This window comes from Aurantimicrobium sp. (genome assembly GCF_036667855.1).
Classification (GTDB): Bacteria; Actinomycetota; Actinomycetes; order Actinomycetales; family Microbacteriaceae; genus Aurantimicrobium.
The window spans coordinates 1-13556 of sequence record NZ_JAVWTF010000042.1; the positions used below are offsets into that span (position 1 = coordinate 1).

Below are 13556 nucleotides of genomic sequence, written 5' to 3' on the forward strand. Positions count from 1 at the left end.
AGGCCGATGGCCTGGACTTTCATAATTTTGTCAACAAGGTCGGGACTCATCTGTCAACAAGGTCCCGACTCATCACAGTGGTGGCAAGTGAGGGATTCGAACCCCCGAAGGCTGAGCCGTCTGATTTACAGTCAGATCCCTTTGGCCGCTAGGGTAACTTGCCGTTGCGGTTCATCATGATTACTCACGACTAAGTGCCTCTCAACAATACCGGGGCAAGGCGATAGTTGAAAATCGTCACTGGCCTTAGCCTGCAGAAGGAACTTTGCTGGCGTATTCATTTGCCTTGTTGGCAACGTCCACCATGTACTTCGGAACCTGGTTATAGCCGAAGACAGCGTCCTGCCAACCCTGAGGTGTGGAGAGGTCTCCACCGGAGTAGCAGAGGTAACGCCCTGCCGCGAGGGCAGCATCGTCAATGTTTTGGCCGTCTTCATTGCCATCATTGTTGCCGTCGTTATGCCAGGCAGCCCACGTGGGTGGCACGATCTGCATGGGGCCCACCGCGCGGTCAAACTCTGCTGTTCCGTCAAAGTTACCGTCGTCGAAATCGGGCAAAGCCTTGGTGTCATTCTTGCCATCAAGAGGAATGCCATAGATAGGTTCCGACATATTGCCGTTAGGCAAGATCTTCCCGCCAAAGATGTTGCCGTGGTGAGACTCCACCCAGCCAATGCCGGCCAGGGTGTTCCACGACAGATGGCATTCAGGGTCCACAACAGAAAGACCTATGGCCACTCCGGCATACGCAGTGAGTGCACGCTCAGGAATGCCTGTCTGCTGCGCTGTTTGTTTCACCCACGTGGGGTCTGGAAGTTCTGCGATTGCAGTGTGAGCAAGTTGGTCGAGAGTAAGACCTTCAACGTGAGGTGGGGTAGCTAGGACCGGAGCGAATGGGCCTTCGTCACCTGCTGTTGTTCCCCCCGTGCTACAAGCAACAAATCCCCACGTGGCAAGACCAAGCACCGCAATCACCATGAGTGTGCGGTTCCGTCTTACTTTCTTAGATGCCATCTATATCCATTCTCTAAGCCCCGGCTGACAATCAGCCGAGGACGGGCTGGATAACATGGACTCATGGCTGATTCATCATTTGACGTAGTAAGCAAGGTCGACAAAATGGAGACCGATAACGCCCTCAACCAGGCAATCAAAGAGGTTGAACAGCGTTACGACTTCAAGAACGTTGGCGCCTCCATCGAGTGGAGCGGAGAGAAGATCCTCATGAAGGCCAACTCGGAAGAGCGCGTGAAGGCAATCCTCGAAGTATTCGAAGCAAAGCTGATTAAGCGTGGCATCTCTCTGCGCAGCCTGGACGCTGGCGACCCCTTCCCCTCGGGTAAAGAATTCCGTATCGAAGCCAAGATGAAAGAAGGCATCGACCAGGAGAACGCCAAGAAGGTGACCAAGCTCATCCGTGACGAAGGCCCCAAGTCGGTCAAGTCTCAGATTCAAGGTGACGAGGTTCGTGTTTCTTCGAAGAGTCGCGATGACCTGCAGGCGACCATGGCACTGCTCAAGGGAGCGGACCTTCCGGTTGCTCTCCAGTTTGTGAACTTCCGCTAAACAATCGCATTCTTCACGCGCAGCCTGGCTCCTAGCCGGCTGCGCGTGTGCGTTAACGGCACAGCAGTTCCCCAGAGATTTGCCGTCAGCACCCCGGCAGAAACCAAAACCAAGCAGACTACTGTGCCCAGTGCAGGGGTCTCTCCTAGGAGAGGTATAGCGCCCAGCGTTGTCAGTACGGGACTCACACTTCCCATCAGTGCCGCGCGACTGGCACCGAGGTTCGTGATGGCGAATGAATACAGCAGCGTAGAAATGATCCCAATAACAACACCTTGGAGCACTGCGTAGGTCAACATCTCTGAGAGGACTGCACCGCCGGTGAAGAGGGTCGTGTGAAGCAGTCCCGTTTCGATGAAGACGCCAGACATCACACTGGAAGGCACTGCCAACAAGACAACAATGTCGAGTGGTCGATAACTCGTTTTAGAAACCGCCAAAACATAGAGAGACCACAGTGCTCCGGCCGTGAGAAGCAATCCCACTCCCGCAAGATGTGCAGCTCCGCTACCCTGCATCGCCACGACGACCCCCGCCGCAATACACGCTATGCCGAACCACCTGGCCGTGGCGAAATGCGTGCCGAGAACTGCCCCGAAGATCATAATAAAGACCGGGATCGTTCCGGGTGGAATTGTTCCCACCAGTGCAGCAGAAGTCGCCGCGCCTCCTAGCTGAACCAGCATGAGGAAGGGGAACCCGCCACCGATGGCAATGAGCACTGTCCAGTACCAGGGCTGGCGACGCATGATGCGGATTGTCTTCGGAATGACCGGGATGAGGAGGAGTGAGGGAACGCCGAACCTCAACAGGGCAACATCTCCCGGAGTGAGAGACGTATTGCCAGCAGCACGAATGCTCAAGGCAAAAGTTGACCAAATGAGAACTACCGCCCCCATTGCGAGATATCCCCACTTCATCCGTGTTGTCTTCATGCCTCAACGCTAAGCAAAAACGCGAAGCAGGCGATTGCCATTTATCGCGCAACAGAGGCAATTTAAGCAATAATCTGCCAATATATCTTTATGGACAGCATAGATAAGCAGATTTTGTGGGAACTTCAGCTAGATGGCCGCTTGAGCAACCAAGATCTTGCAGACCGGGTTGGGCTTTCCCCCTCGCCTTGCTTACGCCGCGTAAGACAGCTCGAAGAAAGTGGTGTCATCACCGGATACACCGCACGCATTAGTTCCCGTGCAGTAGATCTCGACGTGACGGCCTTTGTCCGCATCACAATGAATTCACACAGTGCAGATGTTGTTGCTGATTTGGAAGAGCGCATCCGCGGCGTTGCCCGCATCGTTGAGGCATATCTAATGTCAGGCGGTGCCGACTATCTGCTCAAAGTGATGGTGAAAGACCTCACCGAGTTTGAAGAATTCATTCGGGACGATGTCCGAACTCTGCCGGGAATTGCGTCGATAGAAACATCCTTCGCATTCGGAGTGACAAAATCTCCCACTCCCCTGCCCGTGAACTAGTTACTTAAACCCAAGGACTTCTTCGCCCCAGGCTTTACGAATGTCACCATCAGGGTCATTCTCAATGGTGTCGGTGCCATTGATAATCAGGGTGCTTCGCGTCTTCTCGTCATAACGTGGCCAAACAAGATCCTGTCCCGTTTCTGAATCCACCGTCACTGGATTAGCTGTTCGAGCAAAGCTCAACCAGCGCGCCATCATGCGGCGTGAAATCTGCTTGGCTTCCTTGAGCCCGCCCAAACGGAACTGCAGTGCCTTCTTTTCTGAGAGCTTGTCGGGCAGTGTGCCAAAGACGTAGGGAAGCTCGGTTGCATGGCTTGCACCGATTCCCAGCAACTTCATCAGGGGTGGTGCCTGGTCGAAGCGATACATCCAGGTGGGTGCCACCTTGGAATGTGCTTCGGCCACCCAGATAGAAGGCATGCGGAAACCCGCATCGCGGGCAATTTCCATGCCTCCCTTTTGCTTAGGGAAATCCGGATACTCGGCGATGATGCCTGGTTCGAGATTCTTGAGCTTGGGGTTGTCCTTGGCGACAAGCTCGAACATTTCATTGATGGAAGATTCACTGATGGGCATCAGAGGTGACTTCATCATCTTGAAGAGTGCTGCCTCGTCATGGTTGGTTCCAATAATCAGCGGAACCTTAATCTGCTTGCCAGCACGAAATGCCGCGACCGGATATCCCGGAATCAAGTCGCCATCCACGATGGGCGCAAAGGCGACGGTTCCCGGCCAGGTTGTGGCCACGTGGTCAAGTAGGTGTGTGGTTTGCTGAGCCAGTGTCACCGCGTCTATTTCACGCAGGCGCTGAGCTGCATCTTTCGCCTCAACCCCGATGAGGTCGAGGTAGGCCTTGGCAACCAGAGCCGCACGCTCTGGCTTGTACACACTGGTGGCTGGGGAGCTCTCGGCAATCGCACGGTGGAAAAGTCCCTCCGCGGATGGCATGGTCATCAACGTGGTGACACAACCTGCACCAGCGGACTCACCAAAGATGGTGACGTCATCTGGGTTCCCACCGAAGGCGGCGATGTTGTCCTTGACCCAGTTCAGGGCCAGCAAGATATCCCGCATGCCCAGGTTGGAATCAAACGGGTCTGCAGGGTCACTGAACGAGGTGAAGTCGAGGAAGCCCAGTGCTCCCAGGCGGTAGTTGATGGTGACCACGACAACGTCACCAGTTTCGGCGAGCGCACGTCCGTTATAGACAGGCTGGGCTGAGAAGCCAATGAAATACGCGCCGCCGTGAATCCAGAACATGACGGGTCGTTGACGAGTATCGCCTTCCGCACGAGGCGGTGCCCATACGTTGAGGTTGAGGCAGTCTTCGTTGATCTCGACGCCCACAGGAAGTGGGATGACTTTGGTGGGTTCTTGTGGAGCTGCGCTGCCAAACTCGAGAGCATCTTTCACGCCGGCCCATGGCTGAACAGGAAGCGGGGCCTTCAGTCGCAGTTCTCCCACAGGAGGGGTGGCATAGGGAATGCCGAGCCAGCGGTGAGCATTGCCATCGCGGGATCCGCGAACAATGCCTGCCGTGGTGGGAACGAGAAGGGTTGGGTCTGCGAATGCGTCCATAGTTCTAAAGGTATGCCTTAAGCCAGCGAGTCAGTTCATCGAATGCATGATTGCGCACCGGGCGCGCAGAAAGCACCACGTCGTGCATGGCGTTCTCAATACGTGAAAGAGTTACGAGCTTGCCTAGTTGATGCACACGTGCTGCCACGATGTTCACATCAATGGCGACATCTGCTTTCATCATGTCCGGACTCCATCTGGGCACGAGCAGGCTTCTGGTGGAAAGCCAGGTGAACACGGGCACAGGAATATCCAGCCCTGCCGCAACTTGGGCATGGCCAGTCAATATGGCATTGAGCCAGGCGGGACGAACGGGGAATCCATGCTCAGGGCGCCAGTCGTAGTTGAACTCCCATTCGCCGTCTTTGTTCTTATCCACCGTGCGGGAGTAAAAACCAAAGTCAATGCTGGGCATCTTGGACTTGGGGTTAATCTTTGTTCCTGCGCGAAGCACGGGTGCCACCAGTGCACGCGCTGCAGCAGTGAGTTGATACTCCAACCAGGGGCTGTTGAGCACGACGGCATCAGCCCGGTCGGGGTAGCGGTTTGCCCACAGACTAAAGATGAGCCCACCAGTGGAATGGCCCATCACAATAAGTTTGCGGCCTTCCAAAGCTTTGTCGTTGGCGCCTGACTTCTTGGAGCCGTGACCCATCACCTCGAGGGCTGCCTCGATGTCTTCGTCATAGTCAGCAAGGTTTTCAATGAAACCCTCGGACTGGCCGGGACGAATACTGCGGCCGTATTTGCGCAAATCGAGGGCATAAAACTGTGCGCCCTGAGAGCGCCAGTAGTCGGCCAAGTTCTTTTGGAAGAAATAGTCAGACCAGCCATGGATGTACAGCACATCAGTGTTGGCGGCAACCTGAGCGGATCGCCCGAGAAGTCTGTCGAGAAAGCCGGGCTGCTGTGGAGCCGGAGCCTTCACAATCGTGGCAACAACGGGTCCTTCAGAATCTGGAGTGAGCTCCAGCGTTGCTTGAACGAAGCCGTCACCGAGGACGTCTTCTGTCCACGTCACTGTCTTTTCCACATTCCCATTCTCACCTACGAAAGATGTTGTGTGTCTGTGAATTGAGCTAATAGCATCAGAACTGAGAAAACCTCAGGAAAATTGGCTAATACCCACCGATTCCGATAGCGAATGGCCTCATTCGTTTCAGATTTCGTAGGGTCGTGGTCTTGATGGTTTAAGTTTTGGACAGCCGTTCAAACACTTCTGCATATCTTTCAAGAACTATCTCAACAGCTGCATCAACGTCAGCCTTGTGCTGTGCCTGAGCGTCAAGAACAACAGTTTGTTCTGGCTCGACTACTTCTTTATCCACATAAATATTGTACTTTTCACATAGGACATCCGTTCTTGGAGGCGCAAAATGTCAGATTCACCACTACTCCACCCTGCAGACAACGCAACCGTCCGCGAAGCAGACACCAGCAACGTCTTCCACTCCTGGTCGGCACAAGGCACTCTTGCCCCCTTCGTGATTGCCGGCGGGAAGGGGTCACGCATCTGGGACTATGAAGGCAACACCTACCTCGACTTCTCCTCCATGTTGGTCAATGTCAACATTGGTCACCAGCACCCCAAGGTGATTGAGGCTATTAAGGCCCAGGCAGATGTGCTCACAACTGTCGCACCAGCTCACGCCAACAACATGCGTGCCCTCGCTGCGCAGAAGATTCTTTCTTACGCTCCTGCAGGCTTTGAGAAGGTGTTCTTCACCAACGGTGGTGCTGATGCGAACGAAAACGCTATCCGCATGGCACGCCTCCACACCGGCCGTGACAAGGTCATCTCGTTCTACCGCTCGTACCACGGCAACACCGGCTCAGCGATTGTCTCCACCGGTGACTGGCGTCGTATTCCCAACGAGTACTCACGTGGCCACAAACACGTCTTTGGCCCCTACCTCTACCGCTCCGAATACTGGGCAACCACTCCTGAGCAGGAGTCAGAGCGTGCACTGCACTTCCTCGAGCGCACCATTCAAGCAGAAGGCTCTGCAAGCATTGCGGCCTTCCTGATTGAATCCGTTCCAGGCACTGCCGGCATCCTCACTCCCCCACCTGGCTTCCTCAAGGGCGTTCGAGCCCTGGCCGATAAATACGGCATCGTGCTGATCTTGGATGAGGTCATGGCTGGCTTTGGTCGAACCGGTGAATGGTTCGCCTTCAATGCCTTCGACGTGGTTCCTGACCTCATCACCTTCGCCAAGGGCGTCAACTCTGGTTACATCCCTGCCGGTGGTGTCATCATCAACAGCGAAATCGCTCACGCCTTCGACGAGCGCGTCTTCCCCGGCGGCCTCACCTACTCTGGCCATCCCCTGGCCATGGCAAGCATTGTTGCCACTATCGAAGCGATGGAAGAAGAGAAGGTCGTCGAGAACTCCAAGCACATCGGAGCAACCGTTCTCGGCCCAGGCCTGAATGCTCTCAAGGACAAGCACAGCGTCATTGGAGATGTTCGAGGTTCAGGTGTGTTCTGGGCCGTAGAGTTCGTCACCAACCGCAACACTAAAGAACCCGTGGACGCTGCCTGGATGGGCAAGCTCAAGGCTGCTCTGCTTGCTCACAAGCTCTTGCCCTTCATGGCAGATAACCGACTCCACGTTGTGCCACCCTGCGTGGTCACCGGAGACGAAGCTCGTGAAGGTCTCGCGATTATTGACACTGTGCTTTCTGAGTTGAGCGCCTAATTACTCGCTCAGTAATTCTTGAAGCGATGTAGTCGAGATAAAATCATAGGACAACGCTCATTCCTCAGGATTGAGTTCAGGGCCCCGGGAAACCGGGGCCCTGCGTCATTTCCTCAGGTGTGTAGAAGTTTCGATTTATCCGAAACGACCGGAGATGTAGTCCTCAGTTGCCTGAACGTGAGGGTTCTCAAAGATCGTGGTGGTGTCATCGAACTCGATGAGCTTTCCGGGTTCACCGGTGCCCGCAATGTTGAAGAAGGCAGTCTTGTCAGAGACACGAGAAGCCTGCTGCATGTTGTGGGTCACGATGACGATGGTGTACTTCGCCTTGAGTTCTTCAATGAGGTCCTCAATCGCAAGGGTGGAGATGGGGTCCAGAGCGGAGCAGGGCTCATCCATGAGAATGACCTCAGGGGACACAGCAATCGCACGTGCAATACACAGACGCTGCTGCTGACCACCAGAGAGACCAGAACCTGGCTTGTCCAAACGGTCACGCACCTCTTTCCAAAGGTTTGCTCCCTTGAGCGAGCGCTCGACGAGTTCATCCGCATCAGTCTTGGAAATTCTGGAGTTGTTGAGCTTCACTCCAGCAAGAACGTTGTCACGAATGGACATTGTGGGGAATGGGTTGGGGCGCTGGAACACCATTCCCACGTTGCGGCGGACCAACACAGGATCCACGTCAGAGTCGTAGAGGTTCTTGCCGTCAATGAGCACTTCACCCTCAACTCGTGCGCCGGGGATTACCTCGTGCATGCGGTTGAGCGTGCGGAGGAAGGTGGACTTGCCACAACCGGATGGGCCAATGAAGGCGGTGACGGTGCGGGGCTCGATGGTGAGCGTGACATCTTCGACGGCCTTGAACTTGCCGTAGTAAACGTTGAGGTCTTTGACTTCGATGCGCTTAGACATAGTGTGCTTTCTTGTGGCCGCGTTAGCGGGAGACCTTAGGGGCGAGAATTTTGGCAATGAGTCTGGCTAGCAGGTTCAGCACCATCACGAACAGAATCAACACGAGTGCACCTGTCCAGGCGCGGTCAATATAGGCCTGAGCATCCGTGCCCTGGTTCGCATACTGCGTATAGACGAACACGGGCAAGGTAGCCATGCGGTCTGAGAAGAGGTCGTAGTTCATGCTGGTCGTCATGCCGGCGATGACAAGTAGCGGCGCCGTCTCACCGATGACGCGAGAAATCGCGATCATCACACCGGTGATGATTCCACCGATAGAGGTGGGCAGAACTACCTTCACCACGGTGAGCCACTTTGGAACACCGAGGGCATAAGAAGCTTCACGCAATTCATTGGGAACCAGCTTGAGCATCTCTTCGGTTGAGCGAACGACTACCGGAATCATCAAAACCGAGAGCGCAATCGAACCGCCAATACCAAAACGAATACCGGGACCGAAGAAGATGGCGAATAAGGCAAAGGCGAAGAGACCAGCAACAATCGAAGGAATACCCGTCATCACATCTACGAGGAAAGTGATTGCGCGTGCAAGGCGACCACGGCCGTATTCGACCAAGTAGATCGCGGTCATGATTCCGATAGGCACCGAGATGAGTGTCGCTGCACCTGTGATGAGCAGAGTTCCCATGATGGCGTGAAGGCCACCGCCGCCGGCGCCCACAACATTACGCATGGAGGAGTTAAAGAAGGTGGGGTCGAATCGCGCTGCTCCATTAGTGAGCGCTGTCACAACAAGTGAGATCAGCGGAAGCAAAGCGATGAGGAAGGCCAGCGTCACCAACACAGTCATCACCGTGTTGGTGATCTTGCGGCGCCGAGCTACCGAGTTTGAGGCGAAAGTGAAACTACTCATTAGTTCGCTCCCGAGAAGTCTTTACGACGGTTAATCACCAGGCGGGCACCTGAGTTCACAGCCAAGGTGATGAGGAAGAGAATGAGTCCCGTGGCAACCAGCACGTTCACGCCAATGTCGTGCGCCTCGGGGAAGTTCAGGGCAATATTGGCGGCAATCGTGCTGGGGTTTTGCGAGGTGAGCAGGGCGAAGGAGACGACTGCAGCTGGGGACAGCACCATCGCCACGGCCATGGTTTCACCCAAAGCACGGCCCAGTCCCAACATGGTTGCCGAAATGATTCCAGGGCGACCAAAGGGAAGCACAGCAATGCGGATCATTTCCCAACGAGTGGCACCAAGTGCCAGGGCTGCTTCTTCGTGAAGTCGAGGTGTCTGCAAGAACACTTCGCGTGAGAGCGCCGTGATGATGGGAAGAATCATTACCGCTAGCACGACCGCCACGGTGAGAATGCTGCGGCCAGTGCCCGAGACAGGACCTGCGAACAGGGGGAACCATCCCATGTTCTCCACCAGCCAGGCATAAAGCGGCTGAACTGCAGGAGCCAGAACGGTGATGCCCCAGAGGCCGAACACAACAGAAGGAACAGCAGCGAGAAGATCGACGACATACCCCAAGCCCTGAGCTAATCGACGAGGGGCGTAGTGGGAAATAAAGAGTGCAATCCCGATGGAAAGGGGAAGTGCAAAGAGGAGAGCTAAAGCTGCTGCCCAGACGGTTCCAAAGACGAGGGGCCACACATAAGCCCAGAACCCTGAGCCGTCTTTGGTTACTGCGCTGGGGTCTGCCATCAAAGCAGGAAGGCTCTGTGCGATGAGGAAGATAGCTACTGCTGCCAGCACAACAAGAATGAGGCTTCCAGCGAAGACACTGGAACCAGCAAAAATGCGATCGCCCAAGCGCCGTGGCGTGCGGGTTTTCGCGGGAGTGATTTCAGCTGTTGTCACGATGTCATTTCTCTGACGTGAGGGGAAGGGGGGTGCCCAGCCCGGTCATGGCGGTGAGGCCATTCCCGGACTGGGCGGGGTATTACTTGATGTTTGAAACGATGGCGGTTGCCTGCTCAGCGAGCGTTGCATCCAGTGGTGCGGAGCCTGCGCTGCTGGCAGCTACTGCCTGACCCTCAGGGCTGAGGATGTAGGTGAAGTAAGGCTTCACCAGGTCGGCTACTCCAGCCTTCGCGTACTCGTTGCACCCAATGAGGTAGGAAACGAGAACGATGGGGTAGTGGGTTGCATCGGTGGTGGTGCGGTTGATGTTGATTGCCATGTCGGTCTTTGCACGACCTTCTACAGCCTTGGATTCAGCAACAACTGCTGCTGCAGCTTCAGGGGTGTACCCGATGAACTTGTTGCCGACCTTGATCTTGGCAACGCCGAGCTTGCCGGCCTTAGAAGCATCTGCGTAACCGATGGTGCCGGTACCGTTCTTGACTGCGTCAACAACACCGGAGGTACCCTGAGCGCCTTCGCCAGTCTGGAAGGGGAAGGTGTCTGCAGGCTTCTCAATTGCCCAGTCAGCCTTAGCGGTCTGGAACAGGTAGTCAGAGAAGTTCTTGGTGGTACCCGAGTCATCCGAGCGGTGAACGGGAGTAATGGCGGTGTCTGGAAGCTGTGCCTTGGGGTTCAGAGCAGCGATTGCAGGGTCATTCCAGGTGGTGATTGCACCAGTAAAGATCTTTGCAATGGTTGATGCATCGAGGTTGAGCTCGTCTACGCCATCAACGTTGAAGATAACAGCGATGGGAGAAATGTAGGCAGGAACCTCGAATGCGGTGGTGCCAGGAGCGCACGCTGCGAAGGTCTTGGTGAGCTCTTCGTCCTTGAGGAACGAGTCAGAACCTGCGAAGTCAGTTCCACCAGCGATGAAAGCTTCACGGCCAGCACCCGAACCGGTGGGGTCATACGTAATGGTGACACCGGGGTTAGCAGTCTGGAAGCCGGCGATCCAGGCTTCCTGGGCGCTACCCTGGCTCGATGCACCTGCGCCGACGAGCGTGCCGGTGAGGCTGCTGACGGTTGCTTCAGGAGCTGCGGACTCGTTCGCTGCACATGCGGTGAGCGAGAGAGCGGTTGATGCTGCAAGAACGATGGCTGCGGAGCGGCCGAATCGCTTCATGTTCACTGTGTTTCCCTTCCAGGGATCTTCTTGATGTGGGTGCGGATCTTGGTGATCCAGTTATGAAGTTATGTGAGCGAGGTAGCCGTTACTCTGCGCGGAGGTGAACACAGGGTGAACGATTTCCAACACTTAAAGTTCGGGAGCCCAGTCACCCGTCGAGAGGTAAATGACCTTCTTCGAAATGGAGACTGCATGGTCTGCGAAACGCTCGTGGTACCGGCTGGCTAAGGTGGCATCTACGGTGCCGACAGTGTCGCCCTTCCAGGTCTCACCCAGCACCTTGTCGAATACTCGCAAGTGCAGGTTGTCGATTTCGTCATCCAAGTTTCGGATTTCTTCGACCAATGCCACGTCTTGAGTTTCCAAGAGTGCGGTGAGCTTGCGTGAGATCTGGACATCGAGTTCACCCATGTCGCGGAACGTGCTGCGCAGACCCTTGGGCACTGCCTTATCGGGGAAGCGGTATCGGGCAAGCTGGGCAATGTGTTCTGACATATCGCCCATGCGCTCGAGCGAAGCACTAATTCGCAATGCTGAAACCACCACTCGAAGGTCGCGGGCAACCGGCTGTTGACGAGCAAGAATCTGTATGGCCAGTTCGTCTAGGCTCAGCGCAAGCTCGTCAATGCGAGCATCTTCATCAATAACCTGCTCGGCGAGCACAACGTCACTGTTTCCAAATGCATTAGTTGCGTTCTCAATGGAGATGGTGACGAGCTTGGAAATTTCAACCAGGCGTGACTGCACCTCGTGAAGTTCTTGCTGGAATACTTCGCGCATGAAAGTCCTTATCGGCGATCTTATGGATGATCAGCAGACGCAGTTTGTTTGTCTACTTGAGATAAGTAAGCCGGGCGTTGGTGTACCAGGGGCCACGCGAAGGTTAACGGAAGGTGTCGAACCGGCGAACACTTTTCTACTCAAGCTATTTTTGAGTGAATTTCTGTCTGCACACTCAGCTAGGTCAGTTAGCGTTGAGCTATGAACACTGGATTGCTCATCGCATTAGTCGCGATTGTGAGCATTGCCGTCGGCGCCGGCGTAACCTTCTTGATTTTCACGCTGATTCGACGAACCGAAGAATCTGACCGAGCCTTGACTGCGCCGCTGCCCGGTGGAGTCATTGAGCTACTTAATGTTCTTGAAGTACCCGCCATCATTTTGGACCCTTCACAAAACGTGGTGGCAACTTCACCAGGCGCTGTAGCACTAGGCCTGGTTAACAATGACCGTTTGGCCCGACCTGAACTCATTGAATTAGCTGACGATCTTCGTGATGCGCCAACAGATATCTCAAGGGACCTCGAGGTCGCTCGCGGTTTTGGCGAAGCGACTATGACTCTCTCTGCACGAGCTTCTCGCTTCGGATCGAAATACACCTTGCTTCTCATCGCCGATAAGACAGAGTTCCGTCGCCTTGAAGAGGTTCGCCGTGACTTTGTCGCCAACATCAGCCACGAATTAAAAACCCCTATCGGCGCAGTCAGTCTGCTTGCTGAAGCACTCCAAGAAGCTGCCGACGATCCTGAGCTGGTCAAAAAGTTCGCAGACCGCCTCTCGAATGAAGCAGCCCGTTTAGCTCGTATCACCCGAGAAATCATTGACCTTTCCCGTCTTCAAATTGAAGGCGCCATGTCCAATAATGAACTCATCAGTATTGATGCCGTCGTGGCTAAAGCAGTTGATCAGAACAAGGTTGTTGCGCTGGCGAAAGCTGTTGACCTTGCGGTGGGCGGCATTGAGCATGCACATGTTTATGGCAATGAGACTCAACTTGTTATGGCGGTGAACAACCTCATATCCAACGCAGTTCAATACTCTCCCCCCGCTTCCCGAGTAGGAATCGGTGTTGCTGCTCGCGATGGCTTGGTAGAGATTGCCGTCACCGACCAGGGCATAGGTATGACCCCGGAAGAGTCCGAGCGCGTCTTTGAACGCTTCTATCGAACCGACCAGGCTCGCTCACGATCCACCGGCGGTACTGGTCTCGGCCTTTCTATCGTGAAGCACACCGTGGCAAACCACGGTGGCGAAGTGAAGGTGTGGTCCCGACCCGGGAGCGGTTCCACCTTCACACTGCGATTGCCCGACGCCGCCAACGCATCAGAAGAAAGTGACTCATGACCAAAATCCTCCTTGTTGAAGATGAAGTTGCCCTGAGCGAACCACTTGCTTTCCTGCTCGATAAAGAAGGCTACGAAATCATCGTTGCCGAGGATGGCACCGCGGCCCTCGAGCTCTTTGCCTCACATTCTCCCGATCTAATTCTGCTTGACC

At 55.0% G+C, this 13556-nt stretch carries 15 protein-coding genes and 1 tRNA gene; 5 read left to right on the forward strand and 11 right to left on the reverse strand.

The window, feature by feature from the left end; translation table 11 throughout:
• Positions 1-78 precede the first annotated feature (78 nt).
• A tRNA-Tyr gene (locus RR877_RS08215) sits at positions 79-163 on the reverse strand.
• A gap of 83 nt (positions 164-246) precedes the next feature.
• Positions 247-1014 carry a hypothetical protein gene (locus RR877_RS08220; RefSeq protein WP_277494633.1) on the reverse strand — a complete coding sequence of 256 codons (768 nt, stop codon included), beginning with the start codon at positions 1012-1014 and terminating at the stop codon, positions 247-249.
• Positions 1015-1077: 63 nt separating this feature from the next.
• Here RR877_RS08220 and RR877_RS08225 point away from each other — a divergent pair, with 63 nt between their 5' ends.
• On the forward strand, positions 1078-1566 hold the full coding sequence (locus tag RR877_RS08225; RefSeq protein WP_332550631.1) for a YajQ family cyclic di-GMP-binding protein: 489 nt from the start codon (positions 1078-1080) through the stop codon (positions 1564-1566).
• Here the strand turns inward: RR877_RS08225 and RR877_RS08230 are convergent.
• Positions 1563-2501, reverse strand: coding sequence for a DMT family transporter (locus RR877_RS08230; protein ID WP_332550632.1), 939 nt, complete (start codon positions 2499-2501; stop codon positions 1563-1565). The genes RR877_RS08225 and RR877_RS08230 overlap by 4 nt on opposite strands.
• 90 nt (positions 2502-2591) lie before the next feature.
• On the opposite strand from RR877_RS08230, the gene RR877_RS08235 reads away from it, so the two are divergent.
• Complete coding sequence (locus RR877_RS08235; protein ID WP_110234627.1) at positions 2592-3047, forward strand: Lrp/AsnC family transcriptional regulator; 456 nt, start codon at positions 2592-2594, stop codon at positions 3045-3047.
• On the opposite strand, the gene RR877_RS08240 is transcribed toward RR877_RS08235, so the two are convergent.
• The 3 genes from RR877_RS08240 to RR877_RS08250 all read right to left on the reverse strand — a co-directional run bounded on the left by RR877_RS08240 (position 3048) and on the right by RR877_RS08250 (position 5956).
• The gene (locus RR877_RS08240; protein ID WP_332550633.1) at positions 3048-4628 is read right to left on the reverse strand and encodes a carboxylesterase/lipase family protein; all 1581 of its coding nucleotides are present in this window, start codon (positions 4626-4628) and stop codon (positions 3048-3050) included. It abuts the gene before it with no gap.
• 4 nt (positions 4629-4632) lie between these two features.
• Entirely contained in the window at positions 4633-5661 is a 1029-nt protein-coding gene (locus tag RR877_RS08245) for an alpha/beta hydrolase (protein WP_280800780.1), read from the reverse strand.
• Positions 5662-5818: 157 nt separating this feature from the next.
• The gene (locus RR877_RS08250; RefSeq protein ID WP_277494628.1) at positions 5819-5956 is read right to left on the reverse strand and encodes a hypothetical protein; all 138 of its coding nucleotides are present in this window, start codon (positions 5954-5956) and stop codon (positions 5819-5821) included.
• Between the two features lie 48 nt (positions 5957-6004).
• On the opposite strand from RR877_RS08250, the gene RR877_RS08255 reads away from it, so the two are divergent.
• Complete coding sequence (locus RR877_RS08255; protein WP_332618798.1) at positions 6005-7330, forward strand: aspartate aminotransferase family protein; 1326 nt, start codon at positions 6005-6007, stop codon at positions 7328-7330.
• Between the two features lie 135 nt (positions 7331-7465).
• Here the strand turns inward: RR877_RS08255 and pstB are convergent, their stop codons facing one another.
• The 5 genes from pstB to phoU all read right to left on the reverse strand — a co-directional run bounded on the left by pstB (position 7466) and on the right by phoU (position 12059).
• Entirely contained in the window at positions 7466-8245 is a 780-nt protein-coding gene (pstB, locus tag RR877_RS08260) for a phosphate ABC transporter ATP-binding protein PstB (protein ID WP_280804517.1), read from the reverse strand.
• Positions 8246-8267: 22 nt separating this feature from the next.
• On the reverse strand, positions 8268-9158 hold the full coding sequence (pstA, locus tag RR877_RS08265) for a phosphate ABC transporter permease PstA (RefSeq protein WP_280804518.1): 891 nt from the start codon (positions 9156-9158) through the stop codon (positions 8268-8270).
• Positions 9158-10105 carry a phosphate ABC transporter permease subunit PstC gene (gene pstC, locus RR877_RS08270; protein WP_332550635.1) on the reverse strand — a complete coding sequence of 316 codons (948 nt, stop codon included), beginning with the start codon at positions 10103-10105 and terminating at the stop codon, positions 9158-9160. The genes pstA and pstC overlap by 1 nt, the downstream gene beginning before the upstream one ends.
• 82 nt (positions 10106-10187) lie before the next feature.
• On the reverse strand, positions 10188-11276 hold the full coding sequence (pstS, locus tag RR877_RS08275) for a phosphate ABC transporter substrate-binding protein PstS (protein ID WP_332550636.1): 1089 nt from the start codon (positions 11274-11276) through the stop codon (positions 10188-10190).
• A 132-nt stretch (positions 11277-11408) separates the two neighbouring features.
• Positions 11409-12059, reverse strand: coding sequence for a phosphate signaling complex protein PhoU (gene phoU / locus RR877_RS08280; protein WP_280804521.1), 651 nt, complete (start codon positions 12057-12059; stop codon positions 11409-11411).
• 201 nt (positions 12060-12260) lie between these two features.
• Here phoU and RR877_RS08285 point away from each other — a divergent pair, with 201 nt between their 5' ends.
• Both RR877_RS08285 and RR877_RS08290 read left to right on the forward strand, forming a co-directional pair.
• Complete coding sequence (locus RR877_RS08285; RefSeq protein WP_332550637.1) at positions 12261-13403, forward strand: ATP-binding protein; 1143 nt, start codon at positions 12261-12263, stop codon at positions 13401-13403.
• The coding region (locus RR877_RS08290) for a response regulator (protein WP_332627906.1) at positions 13400-13556 on the forward strand (157 nt) is incomplete at its 3' end. The genes RR877_RS08285 and RR877_RS08290, both read left to right, overlap by 4 nt.